This window comes from Pseudonocardia charpentierae (assembly GCF_031845345.1).
Taxonomy (GTDB): Bacteria; Actinomycetota; Actinomycetes; order Mycobacteriales; family Pseudonocardiaceae; genus Pseudonocardia; species Pseudonocardia charpentierae.
On record NZ_JAVREJ010000011.1, the window covers coordinates 120782 to 135275 of the forward strand.

Here is a 14494-nt window from a genome sequence, read left to right on the forward strand (position 1 = left end):
TCGAGACATGAGCAACATCCACTCGTACCCCGGGACCACCCTCGTCGAGAGCCTGCGTGAGCTGAAGGACGTGTACGTCGACGCCGTCAACCGCGCCGTCGCCGAAGACCGCGACGACCTGGTGCGGACACTCGCCGACGAGTACAGCGACGAGTCGCTGGCGCTGATGGCGCGCGTGCTGCCGGTCGCCGCCTGACGGGCGTCAGCGCTCCGGTGCCCCGAGGAGGTCGCCGGAGGCGATCGTCGGCCGGCCGAGGGCGACCGGCGGCCGCCGCTGCGCGGCCCGGAGGACCTCCGCCGTCCGAGCGGCGATCCGCGCCCAGTCGAAGTCCGTCGTGAGCCGCGCTCGAGCCCGGGCCACCCGCCGGGCCGCCGCGTCCGGATCGTCGAGCGTCCGCACGACGGCCTCGGCCAGCGCGCCGACGTCGCCCGGCGGGAAGGACAGACCTGCGTCGTCCCCGACGACCTCGGTGAGCCCGCCCGTCCGCGCCGCGACCAGCGGCGCGCCCGCAGCCGCCACCTCCAGCGCGACGATGCCGAACGGCTCGTAGCGGCTCGGCAGTACGACCGCGTCGGCCGCCGCGAGGGTCGCGGCCAGGTCGTCGTCGGGAACGTGCCCCGCGAACGTGACGGCCCCGTCGATCCCGTAACTGCGGGCCGCCTCGGCGAGCATCGCGGCCTGTGTGCCCGTGCCGATGACGACCAGTCGCGTCCCGGCGCACCGCTCCCGGATCCGGGGCAGGGCGGCGAGCAGGTCCTGCACGCCCTTCTCGTACTCCAGCCGACCGAGGTTCACCAGGAGCGGTCCGCCGCCCTGCGCCCAGCGCCTGCGGACCGTCGCGACCTGCTCGGCGTCGACCGCCCAGCGCCGCGGGACGATCCCGTTGGGGACGACCGCGATCGGTGCGTCCGGTGCGAACAGCCGCACGACCTCGGCCCTCATGGCCTGCGAGCAGGTCACGAGCGCGTCCGCCCGGCGCGCCAGCCACCACTCGACGGAGTGGACCTGTCGCTGCAGCGGGGTGCCGAGCCGGCCGGCGTTCCGCCCGGCCTCGGTCGCGTGCACGGTCGCGGCCAGCGGGACGTCGAAGACGTCGGCGAGCCCGATCCCGGCGTGGGCGGCGAGCCAGTCGTGCGCGTGCACGACATCGGGCCGCCAGTTCCCGAGACGAACGAGCGCCGCGCGCAAAGCCGCGTGGTTCCAGGCCAGCGTCCAGGCGACGAGATCGCGCCCGAACTCCAGCAGCGGCGGGTCCTCGGCCACGCGGAGCACGCGGACCGGTCCCGACGAGTCGCACGCGGTCGGGTGGCTCGTCGCGTCGGTCCCGGTGGGGTGCCGGGTGAGCACCGTGACGTCGTGCCCGAGTCCGGCCAACTCACGGCTCAGCGCGTCGACGTGGCGCCCCAGCCCGCCGACGACGACCGGCGGGTACTCCCACGAGACGACGAGCACCCGCATCCGAGAGGCCTGGCGGTCAGCGCCGCCGGCGCGGGTCGGCCTGGGGCCCGCCCGCCACCGTCAGCACTCCGCCGAGGTTGTTGCGCAGCCACGCCAGGACGGTCGGGTCCTCCAGGGTCAGCGGCACGGTGGGGCCGTTCCAGCTCAGCGAGGCGACCGGATTGCGTGTCAGGGCGTCACGCAGCGCGGCCGCCAGTTCCGGCGTGGCCAGGACCACGACGCCGTTGTGCCGCACGGGCTGCGTGCCCGGGGCGGCCTCGGTGGCGTGCGGACCGGTCCGCAGCACGTACCCGCACCCCTGCCGGTCGTCGAACCCGGTCACCAGCATCGCCGCCTCCGTCCCCGGACCCCGGCCCGGAGCCTAGGGGGAGACGGCGCCTCGTGGGACCCGACGGGTCAGCGGCGGCGGAAGCGGGCCAGGAGGTTGCGCGCCTGCTGCTGGCGACGCGGGTCCGAGGCGTAGCGCCGGCCCTGGTCGGTCACTCGACGGCCCTGCGGGCTCGCGAGGAAGGAACGGATGCGGTCGAGAAGCGGCACAAGAGCCTCCGATGCAGCGACAATGGTGGTCAGCGACCGGGTTACCCGAAGATGCCGGATTTGCACCATTGCCGGTGGTGAGCAGGTTCACCCGCGCACGAGGTATACCGGCTGGTAACACTTGTTCACCCGCCGCGAGTCCGGGGTGGGGTCGGAGGCAGGAGCCGAAGGGGTCCGATGAACATCGTCGTTCTGGTGAAGCAGGTGCCCGACACCTACTCCGAGCGCCGGTTGCGGGGGGACGGTGCCCTGGACCGGGACGCCTCCGACGCGGTGCTCGACGAGATCAACGAGCGCGCGGTCGAGGAGGCCCTGCAGCTCAAGGAGGCCCACGGCGGCTCCGAGGTCACGGTGACGGTCGTGTCGATGGGTCCGGACCGGGCCACCGAGGCGATCCGCAAGGCGTTGTCGATGGGCGCCGACGCCGCGGTGCACCTGACCGACGAGGGGCTGGCCGGGTCCGACGCCGTCGGCACCGCGCGGGCGCTGGCCGGCGCGATCGGCACGGTCGGCCCCATGGGATCAGGTGGGGTCGACCTGGTGCTGGCCGGCAACGAGGCGTCGGACGGGCGCTCGGCAGCGGTGCCGGCGATGGTCGCCGAGGTGCTGGGCCTGCCCGCGTTGACCCACGCCCGCCAGGTCACCGTCGAGGGCGGATCGGTGACGGTGCGGCGGGAGACCGACGACGGCGTGGTGACGCTCTCGGCCGAGCTGCCGGCGGTCGTGAGCGTGAACGAGAAGATCAACGAACCGCGGTACCCGTCGTTCAAGGGGATCATGGCGGCCAAGAAGAAGCCGGTGACCACGCTGTCGCTGGCCGCCGCCGGGCTCGACGCCGCACAGGTCGGGGCGGCGGCCGCGCTCACCTCGGTGGTCAGCGCGACGCCCAAGCCGCCCAAGAGCGCGGGCGAGAAGGTCGTCGACGACGGCGACGGTGGCACGAAGCTGGCGGCCTTCCTGGTCGCGCAGAAGCTGATCTGACCTGACGACGGAGGAGGAGACCCATGGGTGAGGTGCTGGTCCTCGTCGACCACGTCGAGGGTGAGATCAAGAAGAGCACGTTCGAGCTGCTGACGGCCGCACGGGCGCTGGGTGAGCCGGCCGCCGTGGTGGTGGGTGGCCCCGGGACGGCGACGAAGCTGGCCGACGGCCTGCGCGAGTACGGCGCGGAGAAGATCTACGTCGCCGAGACCGACGCGGCAGGGATCGGCGGGGAGTTCCTGGCGCCCGAGGTCGGCGTGCTGGCCGCGCTGGTCGAACGGGTGGACCCGGTCGCCGTGCTCATCGCGACGTCCGCGGACGGCAAGGAGATCGCCGGCCGGCTGGCGGTGCGGACCGGCTCGGGCTGGCTGAACGACGTCGTCGCGATCGACGGCGACGGTGCCGAGATCTCGACGGAGCACTCGGTGTTCGGCGGGGCGTGGACGGTGCAGTCGAAGGCGAACACCGGGCACCCGGTGGTCACCGTCCGGCCGGGTTCGGTCGAGCCCGAACCGGCCGCGGGCGCGGGCGTCGAGGAGACCGTCGATGTGCCGGCGGCCGGGCGCGGCGCGACCGTCGTGTCGCGCGAGCCGGTCACGACGGGTGAGCGTCCGGACCTCGGCGAGGCCAGCGTGGTGGTCTCGGGTGGTCGCGGTGTCGGGTCGGCCGACCAGTTCACCGTGGTCGAGGCGCTGGCCGACAGCCTCGGAGCTGCGGTCGGGGCGTCCCGGGCGGCGGTCGACTCCGGCTACTACCCCCACCAGTTCCAGGTCGGGCAGACCGGGAAGACGGTCTCGCCGCAGCTCTACATCGCGCTGGGGATCTCCGGCGCGATCCAGCACCGGGCGGGCATGCAGACGTCGAAGACGATCGTCGCGGTCAACAAGGACCCCGACGCACCGATCTTCGAGATCGCCGATTTCGGCGTGGTCGGCGACCTGTTCACCATCGCCCCACAGCTCCAGGAGGAGGTCGCCCGCAGGCGCTCGTGAGGTGGGTCGGCCGCGAAGGCCCCGACGGTGCTCCGTCCGGGGTCTTCGCCGCGGCCCCACCCTCCTGCCAGCGGACGAAACCACGCCGTTCGGTGACGACCGTACCTGAACGGCCCAGTGGTCTCACCCATCCGCGACGTGACGCGGTCGGCGGAGTTCACGACCCTCACTCTGTGCCAGACAGTCGATCCGAGTCGGTCGTGACGGGGCAGCGGGGCTCCTCGTCCGATGCGGCGTCGCGCAAGCCCCGTCCCGCACCCGAGCCCCCGCAGTTCGACATGGTGCTGCGTGGCTACGATCGCATCGAGGTCGACGAGTACATCGCCTCCCTCATGGAGGAGAACGCCGCCCTGCGTCGCGAGCTGGACGTGCGCGCGTCGCGACCCGAGGCCCAGCCGGCGCCCCAGCCGGCCGCGCAGCCCTCGGCGCCGCAGTACGACGTCGACACCCCGGCCGAAGACAGCTTCGGCTTCCGCGCCGAGAAACTCCTGCGCCTGGCCGAGCGCGAGTCCGTCGAGATGCGCACCCGCGCGACGCGCGAGGCCGAGGCCGTCGAGGCCGCCGCGCGGCGACGCTCCGAGGAGCAGGTGCGCGCGGCGGAGAAGGAGGCCGACGAGATCCGCTCGACGGCGACCCAGGAATCCGCCCGGCTGAAGAAGCAGGCCGCGCAAGAGGTGGCCCGGCTGGGTCACCTGCACCGGGCGACGAAGGGCGAGATCCGCCGCCTCTCGCAGATGCTGAACGCCGAGCTGGAACGGCCCGACCCCGAGGGCCTGAACGCCGACGACGACCCGCCGACCGCCGACGGGCCCCCGCCGGAGGCCGGGAAGCCGACATCGAACTGAGTGCGGCATCCCGCTCCGGCCTTCTGTGGCCGGTGCTGGTCGCGGCCGCCGCGGCCGCCGCGCACCTCGCCGTCGCGATGCGGAGCGACCGGTTCGTCGCGACGGTCGGCGAGGCCCGTCTCGCCGCCGCCACGTTCGCCGCGCGCGGCGCCGACCTGGGCGGCATCACCCTGCCCGCGGCCGACCGGTTCGCCGTGCGCCAGTTCGCCGTCGTGCAGACGCTCCTCCCGACCGCCGGCGTCCCTGTCGTCGACGCGGCTCGGTACGCCGCGCTCGCCTTCGGGTTCCTGTCCGTCGTGCTGCTCTGGCCCGTGCTGCGAGCCCTGGGCGCGGGCCCGGTGCCTGCCGCCGTCGCCACCGGTCTGATCGGCGTGCTGCCTCCGGTCGTCACCCTGCACGCCGGGATCAGTGCCGCCGCCCCCGCCACGATGTGGCTGGTCGCCGCGGCGGCGCTGGTGGCCCGCGCCCGGCGCCGCGGCGCGCCGGCCGCCGTCGTGGCGGCGCTGGCCGCCCTCACCTCACCCCTCGCCGCCGCCGCACTGCTCGCGCTGGCCGCGCACCTCCTCCACGACCGGGTGCTGGGCGGCCGCCTGCCGCCCGCCGCCCGGCTCCCGATCACCGTCGCGACGGGCGCGACGGCCGTCGCGGTGGCGGCCGTCGCGGCAGGCAACGGCCCGCTCGCGGGCGTCGGCGGACCGGTGGCCGGATGGGGCACCACCGTCGTCGCCGTCGGCGCCGGGATCGTGCTCGCCTGGCTGGCCTGGACGCAGCACCCCGAGCTGCGGCCCGCGCTGACCCCGGCCGTCCTGCTGCTCGCCGTCGCCGTGGTGCCCGGAGCCGCTCGGTCCGCCGCGCTGCTGCTGGTGCTGCCGTTCCTGGCCGTGGTGTTCGCGCTGCTCGCCGAGCCGGTCGTCGCCGCGCGGCCGGAGCGCCGGACGGTCCTCCAGGCCGTCCCCCTGACCGCCCTCGCGCTGGCGGCCACCGTCGGGCTCCTCGGGGTGGTCAACACCGTGCCCGCACCGCCGACCGAGCTGGCCACCTGGGTGGGCAGCGAGCTGAGCCCCGACGCCGTGATCCGCGCGGACCCGCTGGACCGCGCCGAGCTGTCGGCGGGGGGCGTCGCCGCCGAACGCCTGCGCGACCTGGGCGAGCCGGCCCGGCCCGGCGATCTCCTGATGGTCACCGACCGCCCGGCGACCCGTGCTGCCGACGCGCCGGCGTCGCGCTGCGTCGCCATCGCGACCCTGGCTGCCGTCCCCCGGGGTTCCGGCGGCGCTCCGACGACGGTGTGCCCCGCCGCCCCGCTCGAACCGCGGACGGTCGTGGCCGAACAGGCGGCGCGCGCCCGGTTCGGCGCGGCGCTCGCCCGCAACCCCTCGCTCGAGCTGCAGCCGGAGGCGGCCGCGGCCCTGGAGGCGGGGCTCGTCGATCCGCGGGTGGTGCTGGTGCTCGCCGACCTGGCCAGCCCGCGCCGCCTGGCGGTCGACGACTTCCCCGTCGAGCCGCTGGAACCCCCGTACGCACTGCGGCGGCACGTCCTGCTCAGCGCGGTCGACGGGATGCCCGCCGCGGGTGACCCGCAGCCGCTGATGCGGACGTGGTTCGCCAGCCAGCAGAGCCCGTTCGTGCCCAACTCGATCGAGGTCCGGGGCGAGGCCCTGCTCATCGGATTCCCGGCTCCCACCCCGACGGGACTGATCGCCGGATGACCCCACGGAGGTTCTCCATTCGCGCCACCCGCGCCGCTGTCGCCGCAGTTCTGGCGGCCTTACTGCTCGCTCTCGGGGCGCCCGGGGTGGCCGTCGCGGCCCCGGCCGCCGAGCCCCCCGCCTACCTCCGGCTGGCCCACCTGTCCCCGGACACACCGACCGTCGACGTCTACGTCGACTCCGCAGCCGATCCGGCACGCTCGTTTGTCGTGCAGGGCGTGGGCTACGGGGCGGTGTCGCAGTACCAGCCGCTGCCGCCCGACAGCTACGTGATCAGCATGCGGGCCGCGGGCGCGGAGGCCTCGTCCCCGCCGGTCATCTCCGCCACGGTCGACGCCCGGTCCGGGGCCGCCTACACGGTCGCGGGCACGGGCAAGTCGTCCGATCTCGGCCTGTCGGTGCTGGACGACAAGCTCGACATCCCGCCGACCGGTAAGGCCAGCGTCCGGGTGATCAACGCGGCGTTGAGCGTGCCGTCCGCGGACGTCGGGCCGGTGAACGGGCCGGTGTGGGCGAAGGGCGTGCAGTTCGGGACCGAGACCGCCTACGTCGACTGCCCGCTCGGCAAGTGGGACCTCGCCGTGAGCTCGGCCGGGACCTCGACGACAGTGCCGCTCACGCTGCAGGAGAACTCGACCTACACCGTGCTGCTGATCGACAAGGGCAAGGGCCTGGAGCCACAGATCACCCGCGACAGCACCGGGGCGGGCACCGTGCCCTCCGGCGCGGTCGAGACCGGGCTCGGCGGTGCGGCGGGCCCGGACCTGCTGCCGGCCGCGGTCGCCGCGGCCGCGGTGCTGCTGCTCGCCGGCCTGGGTGTGGCGCGGTCCCGCCGGGGCGCCCGTGGACGATGAGGGTCCGGCGTCGGCGGACGTGATCGACGGCGACCGACCGCCCGCCGAGTCACGCCCGCGCCGACACGTCGGCTTCGGTGTCGGGGTCGCCGTCGCCGTGGGTGTGGTGGTCGCCGTCGTCGGCGCCGGGACGGCCGTGGGCGGCCCCGGTCCCGCACCTGCGCCGATCGCGGCGACCTCGCGGGTGCACAGCGCGCTCGATCCGATGCCGGTCCAGGCCGCGTCGGCTCCGACAGCCGCCATGCTGCGGGCCACCGCGGTGCACCTGCCGACCCTCGGCGTCGACAGCACTCTCGTCGACCTCGACGTCGGGGCCGACGGCGTGCTGGTGCCGCCGGTCGACCCGGATGTGGCGGGCTGGTACCGCCGCGGCGCGGCACCCGGGGAGCAGGGGCCTGCGGTGATCGCGGGGCACGTCGACTCGCGCTCCGGGCCCGCCGTCTTCTCCCGCCTCGACGAGCTCGCGCCGGGCGACCCGGTCGAGGTGGACCGGTCGGACGGGAAGGCCTTCGCGTACCGGGTGGTCTCCGTCGAGAGCCATCCCAAGACCGCCTTCCCGACGGCGCTGGTCTACGGCCCGGCGCCCGGTTCCGTGCTGCGGCTGATCACGTGCGGGGGCGTGTTCGACCCCCACAGCCGCCACTACCGCGACAACGTGGTCGTGACCGCGGTCGCGGTGCCGTAGGGCACCCGGCACCCCCGCGCCGCAGCGCCGCGCGGCGACTACCCTGGAACCCCGGCACACCGACGGGACGGCGAGGATCTTCGTGAACGTGGAACCCGTGAACGCAGAACCGGGCACCTACCTCGACCACGCCGCCACCACGCCGATGCTGCCCGAGGCCGTGGCGGTGATGGCCGAGGCGCTGACTCGCACGGGCAACGCCTCGTCGCTGCACTCCGCCGGCCGCCGGTCGCGCCGGCTCGTCGAGGAGTCCCGCGAGCGGATCGCCGCGGCGGTCGGCGCGCGGCCGTCGGAGGTCGTGCTCACCACGGGCGGTACCGAGAGCGACAACCTCGCGGTCAAGGGCCTCTTCTGGGCGCGGCGGTCGGCCGACCCGCGCCGCACGCGCGTGCTCGTCTCGGAGATCGAGCACCACGCCGTGCTCGAGTCGGCCGAGTGGCTCGCCGAGCACGAGGGCGCCGAGGTCGTCCCGCTGCCCGTCGACCGGTTCGGCCGGGTACAGCCGGCCACCCTGCGCGCCGCACTCGCCGAGGCCCCCGAGCGCGCTGCGCTGGTGTCGGTGATGTGGGCGAACAACGAGGTCGGCACGGTCAACCCGGTGCGCGAGCTCGTCGAGGTCGCTCACGAGTACGCCGTGCCGCTGCACACCGACGCCGTGCAGGCCGTCGGGATCCTGCCCGTCGACTTCGCCGCCTCCGGCGCGGACGCGCTCACCCTGACCGGCCACAAGCTCGGCGGCCCCTACGGCGCGGGCGCGCTCCTGCTGCGGCGCGAGGCGACGTTGACGGCGCTGCTGCACGGCGGGGGCCAGGAGCGCGATGTCCGCTCCGGCACCCTCGACACCCCGGCGATCGTCGCGCTCGCCACGGCGGTCGAGATCTCCGTGGCCGACGCCCCGCGCCGGGCCGCGATGCTCGCCGGGCTGCGCGACGACCTCGTCGGCAAAGTGTTGGCCACCGTGCCCGACGCCCGTCTGAACGGCGACCCCGGTACCGGCACGGTCGGCGGCGGCCCCTCGAGGCTGCCGGGCAATGCGCACCTGTCGTTCCCGGGATGCGAGGGCGACAGCCTGCTCATGCTGCTCGACGCGCACGGCATCGAGTGCTCCACCGGCTCGGCCTGCACGGCGGGTGTCGCCCAGCCCAGCCACGTGCTGATCGCGATGGGCGCGGACGAGGCGAAGGCACGGGGGTCGCTGCGCTTCTCCTTCGGGCACACCTCCACCTCCGACGACGTCGAGGCGGTGGCCGCCGTGATCGGTCCGGTCGTCGAGCGGGCCCGGCGGGCCGGGCAGCCGCACGGCGGACGGGTGCCGGCGAGCCGATGAGAGTGCAGCACAGATGAGAGTTCTGGCCGCGATGAGCGGCGGCGTCGACTCGGCCGTGGCCGCCGCGCGGGCCGTCGCCGCCGGGCACGACGTCGTCGGGGTGCACCTGGCGCTGTCGCAGACCTCCGCCGCGCTGCGCACCGGTTCGCGGGGCTGCTGCTCGCGGGAAGACGCTTCGGACGCCCGCCGTGCCGCGGACGTGCTCGGCATCCCGTTCTACGTGTGGGACTTCGCCGCCCGGTTCACCGAAGACGTCGTCGACGACTTCGTCGCCGCCTACGCGAGCGGGCAGACCCCGAACCCGTGCCTGCGCTGCAACGAGAAGATCAAGTTCTCCGCACTGCTCGACAGGGCGCTGGGGCTGGACTTCGACGCCGTCTGCACCGGGCACTACGCGCAGCTGCACCAGGGCGTCCTCCGGCGGGCGGTCGACGCGGACAAGGACCAGTCGTACGTCCTCGCCGTGCTGACGGCCGAGCAGTTGCGGCACGCGATGTTCCCCTTGGGCGACACGCCCAAGCCGGAGGTGCGGGCCGAGGCCGCGGCGCGCGGGCTGCGGGTGGCGGACAAGCCCGACAGTCACGACATCTGCTTCATCCCCTCCGGCGACACCCGCGGCTTCCTCGCCGACCGCCTCGGCGCCCGCCCGGGCGAGGTCGTCGACGCCGGGTCCGGCGAGGTGCTGGCGCGCCACGACGGCGTGCACGGGTTCACCGTCGGCCAGCGGCGCGGCCTGGGGCTGGGCCGACCGGCCGCGGACGGGCGGCCCCGCTACGTCCTGGGCATCGAGCCGGTGAGCGGCACCGTGCGTGTCGGCCCGGCGGAGTCCCTGGACGTGTGGTCGCTCGAGGCCCGCGAGACGGTGTGGAGCGACGGTGCGGGGCCGGACGGGCCGGTGGAGTGTGTCGCCCAGGTGCGGGCGCACGGTGGTCTCGCGCCCGCCACTGCTCACCCGGTGGGCCGCGACCTGCGCGTCGAGCTGGACGAGCCGCTGCGCGGCGTCGCCCCCGGCCAGGCGGTGGCGCTGTACCGGCCGGACCCCGCGGGCGACGTCGTGCTGGGCAGCGCGACGATCACCGCAGCCCGTTGAGCGGTCAGCACCAGACGTGTGCAGGTCGCCCCGGCTGAGGGCTAAAAGCTGAACGTCGTGGCGCCGTCGCCGATCCACTGCCACAGCGGCACGGTCCCGCCCATGTCCGCCCCGGCGATCAGGGTGCCGGAGTCGATCTTCTTGGCGTTGACGCAGATCGGGCACACGAGGTAGCGGCCGCCGGCCCGCTCGTAGCGGTCCATCAGCTCGGGCAGCGGGGGGCAGCCGTCGCAGGCGGTGCCGACGGCGACCCCGGGGACGGCGAGCCGTACCGCCTCCTTGGTCAGGAACATCATCGTCGGGCGGCCCTGCTCGGCGGCGCCGACGGCCATGAGGAAGGCCACCGTGACCCGCTCGGCGTCCTCCAGTCCGGTGCTCAGGCTGATCGCGGCCTTGCCGGGGATGGTGCTCATCTCGTCCTCGATTCGTCGGTGGGCTACCGAGGACAAGTGTCGGGATCCGAAGGGGCGGCCGATTCCGCGTCAGCCGCCGACCTCGTGCCGTCGGACCGCGCCTTCGTGGCGGTCGGCACGCAGGCTCAGCCTGCGGCGAGCAGCCGGGCGACCGCCGCGGCGCGCGCCGCCCGTCCGGTGAGGCCGAGCTTGGCGTAGATGCTGGTCAGGTGGCGTTCGACGGTACGGACGCTCAGGGAGAGCGCCAGCGCGACCTCGGCGTTGTCCCGGCCTTGCCCGACCAGGCGCAATACGTCGACCTCGCGGTCGGTGAGCGAGCGCAGCGCGCCGGCGGGAGTTCCTGCGGAGACCCGGTCGGGGGTCAGGAAGGCCGTGACCTCGTCGACGAACACCGGCCACGCCGGCTCGTCGGCCAGCGTGATGTGGTTGTCGCTGTCCAGCGACACCAGGCGGGCGCCCGGGATCCGCGCGGCCAGCTCGCGGCCCAGCGAGAAATCGATCATGCGGTCGCCGCGCGCGTGCAGCACGAGGGTCGGCACGGTCAGCCCCGGCAGCAGGTCGCGGACGTCGGCCTGCATCCGTCCGGCGCGGGCAAGCACGGCGTTCTCGGTCGAGGTCGCGCGGGCCTGCAGGTCGTCGAGCCAACCGGCCTGCTCGGCGGTCGCGCCCGGGATCAGGAGGTTGGTGAACACCCGTCGGAACGTGCTGTCGGGCCGCGCCCAGCCGACTTTGATCATCTGCCGGAACGTCTGTTCCAGCTCCACGGCCTGCGGGTCCGTCTGGTCCATGGCCCGCCCGTAGGTGCCGTAGAGGATCAGGCGCGACAGCCGCCCGGGATGGCGGGCCGCGTACGCGACACCCACCGGCCCGCCCTGCGACATGCCGACCATGGCGAACCGGTCCAACCCGGCGGCGTCGGCGACGGCTTCGAGGTCGGCGACGCGGGCGGGCAGGCCGAAGTCGGCGACGTCCCAGTCCGACATCCCGTTGCCACGCTCGTCGTAGCGGATCACGGTCGCGACCCGTCCGAGGTCGAGCAGGAAGTGCCGCCACACCGGGCTCTGCCAGTCGAACTCGAGGTGGCTGAGCCAACAGGCCGCGAGCAGCAGCGGCGGACCGGACCCGTGGACGGCGTAGGCGATGCGCGTGCCGTCCGCGCTGCGGCAGAACCGGACGTCCTGCGGCGGCGCGCCGTCCACCCGGGCCGGCCGCGACATTCCCGCAGCGTAGTGCTCCGTCGAGGACGTCCACCACCGTCCGGGCGCGCTCCGGACCACGTCCGCGTCGGCGCGCTCCTCATGCCAGCAAGGCCACCTTCCAGACGCCTGGCGCCCTGAAGGTGGCCTTGCTGACACGGCGACGCAGGCCGGGTTGGCGCGAATCCGGCCTTTCGGGCACTCTTCGCGCGTCACCACGCCGAGGAGGTCGCCGTGACCCAGTCCGGTGCTCGAGACCGTCCGGTCGGCGAGCAGGTGCGTCCCGGCGACGTCGCCGAGCAGGCCGCGAAGCCGGTGCGGGTGGCCGCCCGTGTCGGGCTCGTCGCGTACGGGTTGGTCAACCTGGTGCTGGCGAGCCTCATCGCCCAGGTCGCTCTGGGGCAGCGCGAGCGTGCCGACAAGAAGGGCGCGCTGCAGGAGATCGCCGAGACCGGGGTCGGCCGGATGCTGCTGTGGGTGGTCGTGGCGACCCTGGTCGCGCTGGTGGTCGTGCGGCTCGTCGACGCGGTGTCCGCGCTCCGGGAGCGGAGCGGGGCCGGACGGATCGCCCTCGCGGTCGGCGAGGCCGTCGTCTTCGCGGTGCTGGCCCGATCGGCGGCCGCGATCGCGCAGGCCGAGGGCGGCGACTCGTTCAGCAAGTCGGTCGTCGCCGTGCTGTTCGGCCTGCCAGGCGGACGGTTCCTGGTGGGGCTCGTCGGGGTCGCGGTCCTCGCGGCGGGTGGGTACGCGGTCGTGCACGGCGTACGCCGCGCCTTCATGCGCGAACTGGCGCCGCCCGCCCGCCTGCGCCGCCTGGTCGTCGTGCTCGGCACGGTGGGCTGGACGGTGCTCGGGGTCGCGGGTGCGACGGCCGGAGTGCTGCTGGTCGGCGCGGCCATCCGGTTCGACCGCGCGGCCCCTGTCGGCCTCGACGCCGGGATCCGCGCGCTGGCCCAGCAGCCGTTCGGGCCCGTGCTGCTGCTCCTGCTCGCAGCCGGGCTGGCGGTCTTCGCCGTCTACTGCCTGTTCGACGCGCGGTACCGCGCGGAGTAGGGCGACCGCACGCTGGTAGACCTGGCCCGTGAGTACCGATCCCGACCTCGAGGCCGCGCTGGCCGCCGCCGGCCTCGCCGGTGCCGCGCCGGGCACCACGGTGCCCGGCCCGCTGGTGATCGCCGGCCCCGACGACCTGCCCGACGCACCCGCTCCTGAGCGGGTCCGCTGGCCCGCGGGTGCGGCGACGGGGGTCGGCTCGTTGCCGGGTACGGACGTCACCGAGGCTGCGAGCACGGTCGTCGGGGAACTGCCGCTCCTGCCGCACCTGCCCGAGCTGCCCGCACGCGGGGTCGGGGCCGACATGATCGGACGGACCGCCGCGCTGCTCGTCGACCTCGCGGTCGAGGTCGTGCCCACCGGCTGGCGGGTGACAGCGCGGCCCGGCCGCGACCACCGGCGCGCGCTGGACCTCCTGCGCTTCGACATCGACGCCCTCGACGCCGCGTGCGCAGGCCCGCGGCCGGAGTGGGTGAAGGTGCAGGCCGCCGGGCCGTGGACGCTCGCGGCCTCGGTCGAGCTGCACACCGGGCACCGGGTGCTCACCGACCGGGGCGCCGTCCGCGAGTTCGCCGGCAGCCTGGGGGAGGGGCTGCGGGCCCACGTCGCGGAGATCGCGGAGCGGACCGGCGCGCGGGTGCTCGTCCAGCTCGACGAGCCGAGCCTGCCCGCGGTGCTCGAGGGGAGGCTGCCGACGGCGTCGGGTTGGGGGACGGTCCGGTCCGTGGCGGCCCCGGACGCCCAGGACCTGCTGCGCGACCTCATCGCCGCCATCGGCGCACCGGTGGTGGTGCACTGCTGCGCAGTGGACCCACCGGTCCGGCTGCTCGCCGCCACCGGGGTGGCGGGGATCGGGATCGACGCCACCCTGCCCGCGGTGAGCGGCCCGACCGCGGTCCCGGCGGCGCTGGACGCGCTGGGCGAGGTGTGGGATGAGGGGATCCCGCTGCTGCTCGGGCTGGTCCCAGCGGTGCCGCGGCGCGGTGGCGCTGTGGAGGCCGGGTCGAGCCGCCCCGAGCCGCGCGACCCGCGCTCCGACGACCCGCGCTCCACGTCCCCGGACTCGTCGGCTGCCCTGCGGACCGTCGCCCGGCGCGCCTTCGATCTGGCCGATCGCCTCGGCTTCGACCGGTCCCGCCTCGGGGAGCTCGCCGTCCCCACCCCCACCTGCGGGCTGGCCGGCGCCACATCGGCCTGGGCCCGCCGCGCGATGGCGCTGTCCCGCGAGCTCGGCAAGGCGTTCGTCGACCCGCCGGAGAGCTGGTGACCCGCCGCATCCACCGCGCTCTGCTCGTGAGGTGAACACCACGGTCCTCTCCGGGCCCGACCGCAGCGCTCACGTTGCTCTCACGG

At 75.0% G+C, this 14494-nt stretch carries 16 protein-coding genes; 11 read left to right on the plus strand and 5 right to left on the minus strand.

Annotated elements, in window-relative coordinates; translation table 11 throughout:
• Positions 1-7: 7 nt before the first annotated feature.
• A complete protein-coding gene (locus RM445_RS16760) occupies positions 8-196 on the plus strand; it encodes a hypothetical protein (protein ID WP_311557359.1) in 189 nt (62 codons plus the stop codon).
• 6 nt (positions 197-202) lie between these two features.
• Here RM445_RS16760 and RM445_RS16765 read toward each other — a convergent pair whose 3' ends face one another.
• The 3 genes from RM445_RS16765 to RM445_RS16775 all read right to left on the minus strand — a co-directional run bounded on the left by RM445_RS16765 (position 203) and on the right by RM445_RS16775 (position 1996).
• Positions 203-1459, minus strand: coding sequence for a glycosyltransferase family 4 protein (locus RM445_RS16765; RefSeq protein WP_311557361.1), 1257 nt, complete (start codon positions 1457-1459; stop codon positions 203-205).
• Positions 1460-1475: 16 nt separating this feature from the next.
• A complete protein-coding gene (locus RM445_RS16770) occupies positions 1476-1787 on the minus strand; it encodes a hypothetical protein (protein ID WP_311557363.1) in 312 nt (103 codons plus the stop codon).
• Positions 1788-1855: 68 nt separating this feature from the next.
• Entirely contained in the window at positions 1856-1996 is a 141-nt protein-coding gene (locus RM445_RS16775; RefSeq protein ID WP_311557364.1) for a hypothetical protein, read from the minus strand.
• 177 nt (positions 1997-2173) lie between these two features.
• On the opposite strand from RM445_RS16775, the gene RM445_RS16780 reads away from it, so the two are divergent.
• From RM445_RS16780 to mnmA, 8 genes are all read left to right on the plus strand, one after another.
• On the plus strand, positions 2174-2977 hold the full coding sequence (locus RM445_RS16780; protein WP_311557366.1) for an electron transfer flavoprotein subunit beta/FixA family protein: 804 nt from the start codon (positions 2174-2176) through the stop codon (positions 2975-2977).
• Between the two features lie 23 nt (positions 2978-3000).
• On the plus strand, positions 3001-3969 hold the full coding sequence (locus RM445_RS16785; RefSeq protein ID WP_311557367.1) for an electron transfer flavoprotein subunit alpha/FixB family protein: 969 nt from the start codon (positions 3001-3003) through the stop codon (positions 3967-3969).
• Positions 3970-4142: 173 nt separating this feature from the next.
• Positions 4143-4814 carry a hypothetical protein gene (locus RM445_RS16790; protein WP_311557369.1) on the plus strand — a complete coding sequence of 224 codons (672 nt, stop codon included), beginning with the start codon at positions 4143-4145 and terminating at the stop codon, positions 4812-4814.
• Positions 4815-4846: 32 nt separating this feature from the next.
• Positions 4847-6523, plus strand: a complete 1677-nt coding sequence (locus RM445_RS16795; protein ID WP_311557370.1) for a hypothetical protein — start codon at positions 4847-4849, stop codon at positions 6521-6523.
• Positions 6520-7377, plus strand: a complete 858-nt coding sequence (locus tag RM445_RS16800) for a DUF4397 domain-containing protein (RefSeq protein WP_311557372.1) — start codon at positions 6520-6522, stop codon at positions 7375-7377. Before RM445_RS16795 ends, RM445_RS16800 begins: the two co-directional genes overlap by 4 nt.
• Entirely contained in the window at positions 7367-8062 is a 696-nt protein-coding gene (locus RM445_RS16805) for a class F sortase (RefSeq protein ID WP_311557374.1), read from the plus strand. The genes RM445_RS16800 and RM445_RS16805 overlap by 11 nt, the downstream gene beginning before the upstream one ends.
• 97 nt (positions 8063-8159) lie before the next feature.
• On the plus strand, positions 8160-9389 hold the full coding sequence (locus RM445_RS16810) for a cysteine desulfurase family protein (RefSeq protein WP_311557375.1): 1230 nt from the start codon (positions 8160-8162) through the stop codon (positions 9387-9389).
• A 13-nt stretch (positions 9390-9402) separates the two neighbouring features.
• Positions 9403-10479 carry a tRNA 2-thiouridine(34) synthase MnmA gene (gene mnmA / locus RM445_RS16815; RefSeq protein ID WP_311557377.1) on the plus strand — a complete coding sequence of 359 codons (1077 nt, stop codon included), beginning with the start codon at positions 9403-9405 and terminating at the stop codon, positions 10477-10479.
• A gap of 41 nt (positions 10480-10520) precedes the next feature.
• Here the strand turns inward: mnmA and RM445_RS16820 are convergent, their stop codons facing one another.
• Positions 10521-10892 carry a DsrE family protein gene (locus RM445_RS16820; protein ID WP_311557379.1) on the minus strand — a complete coding sequence of 124 codons (372 nt, stop codon included), beginning with the start codon at positions 10890-10892 and terminating at the stop codon, positions 10521-10523.
• Between the two features lie 125 nt (positions 10893-11017).
• Positions 11018-12109, minus strand: a complete 1092-nt coding sequence (locus RM445_RS16825) for an alpha/beta fold hydrolase (RefSeq protein WP_311557380.1) — start codon at positions 12107-12109, stop codon at positions 11018-11020.
• Positions 12110-12322: 213 nt separating this feature from the next.
• Here RM445_RS16825 and RM445_RS16830 point away from each other — a divergent pair, with 213 nt between their 5' ends.
• Together RM445_RS16830 and RM445_RS16835 are read left to right on the plus strand one after the other, a co-directional pair.
• A complete protein-coding gene (locus RM445_RS16830; RefSeq protein ID WP_311557382.1) occupies positions 12323-13141 on the plus strand; it encodes a DUF1206 domain-containing protein in 819 nt (272 codons plus the stop codon).
• Positions 13142-13277: 136 nt separating this feature from the next.
• Positions 13278-14408: a uroporphyrinogen decarboxylase/cobalamine-independent methonine synthase family protein gene (locus RM445_RS16835; RefSeq protein ID WP_311557486.1), complete on the plus strand. Its 1131-nt coding sequence runs from the start codon at positions 13278-13280 to the stop codon at positions 14406-14408.
• Positions 14409-14494 lie beyond the last annotated feature (86 nt).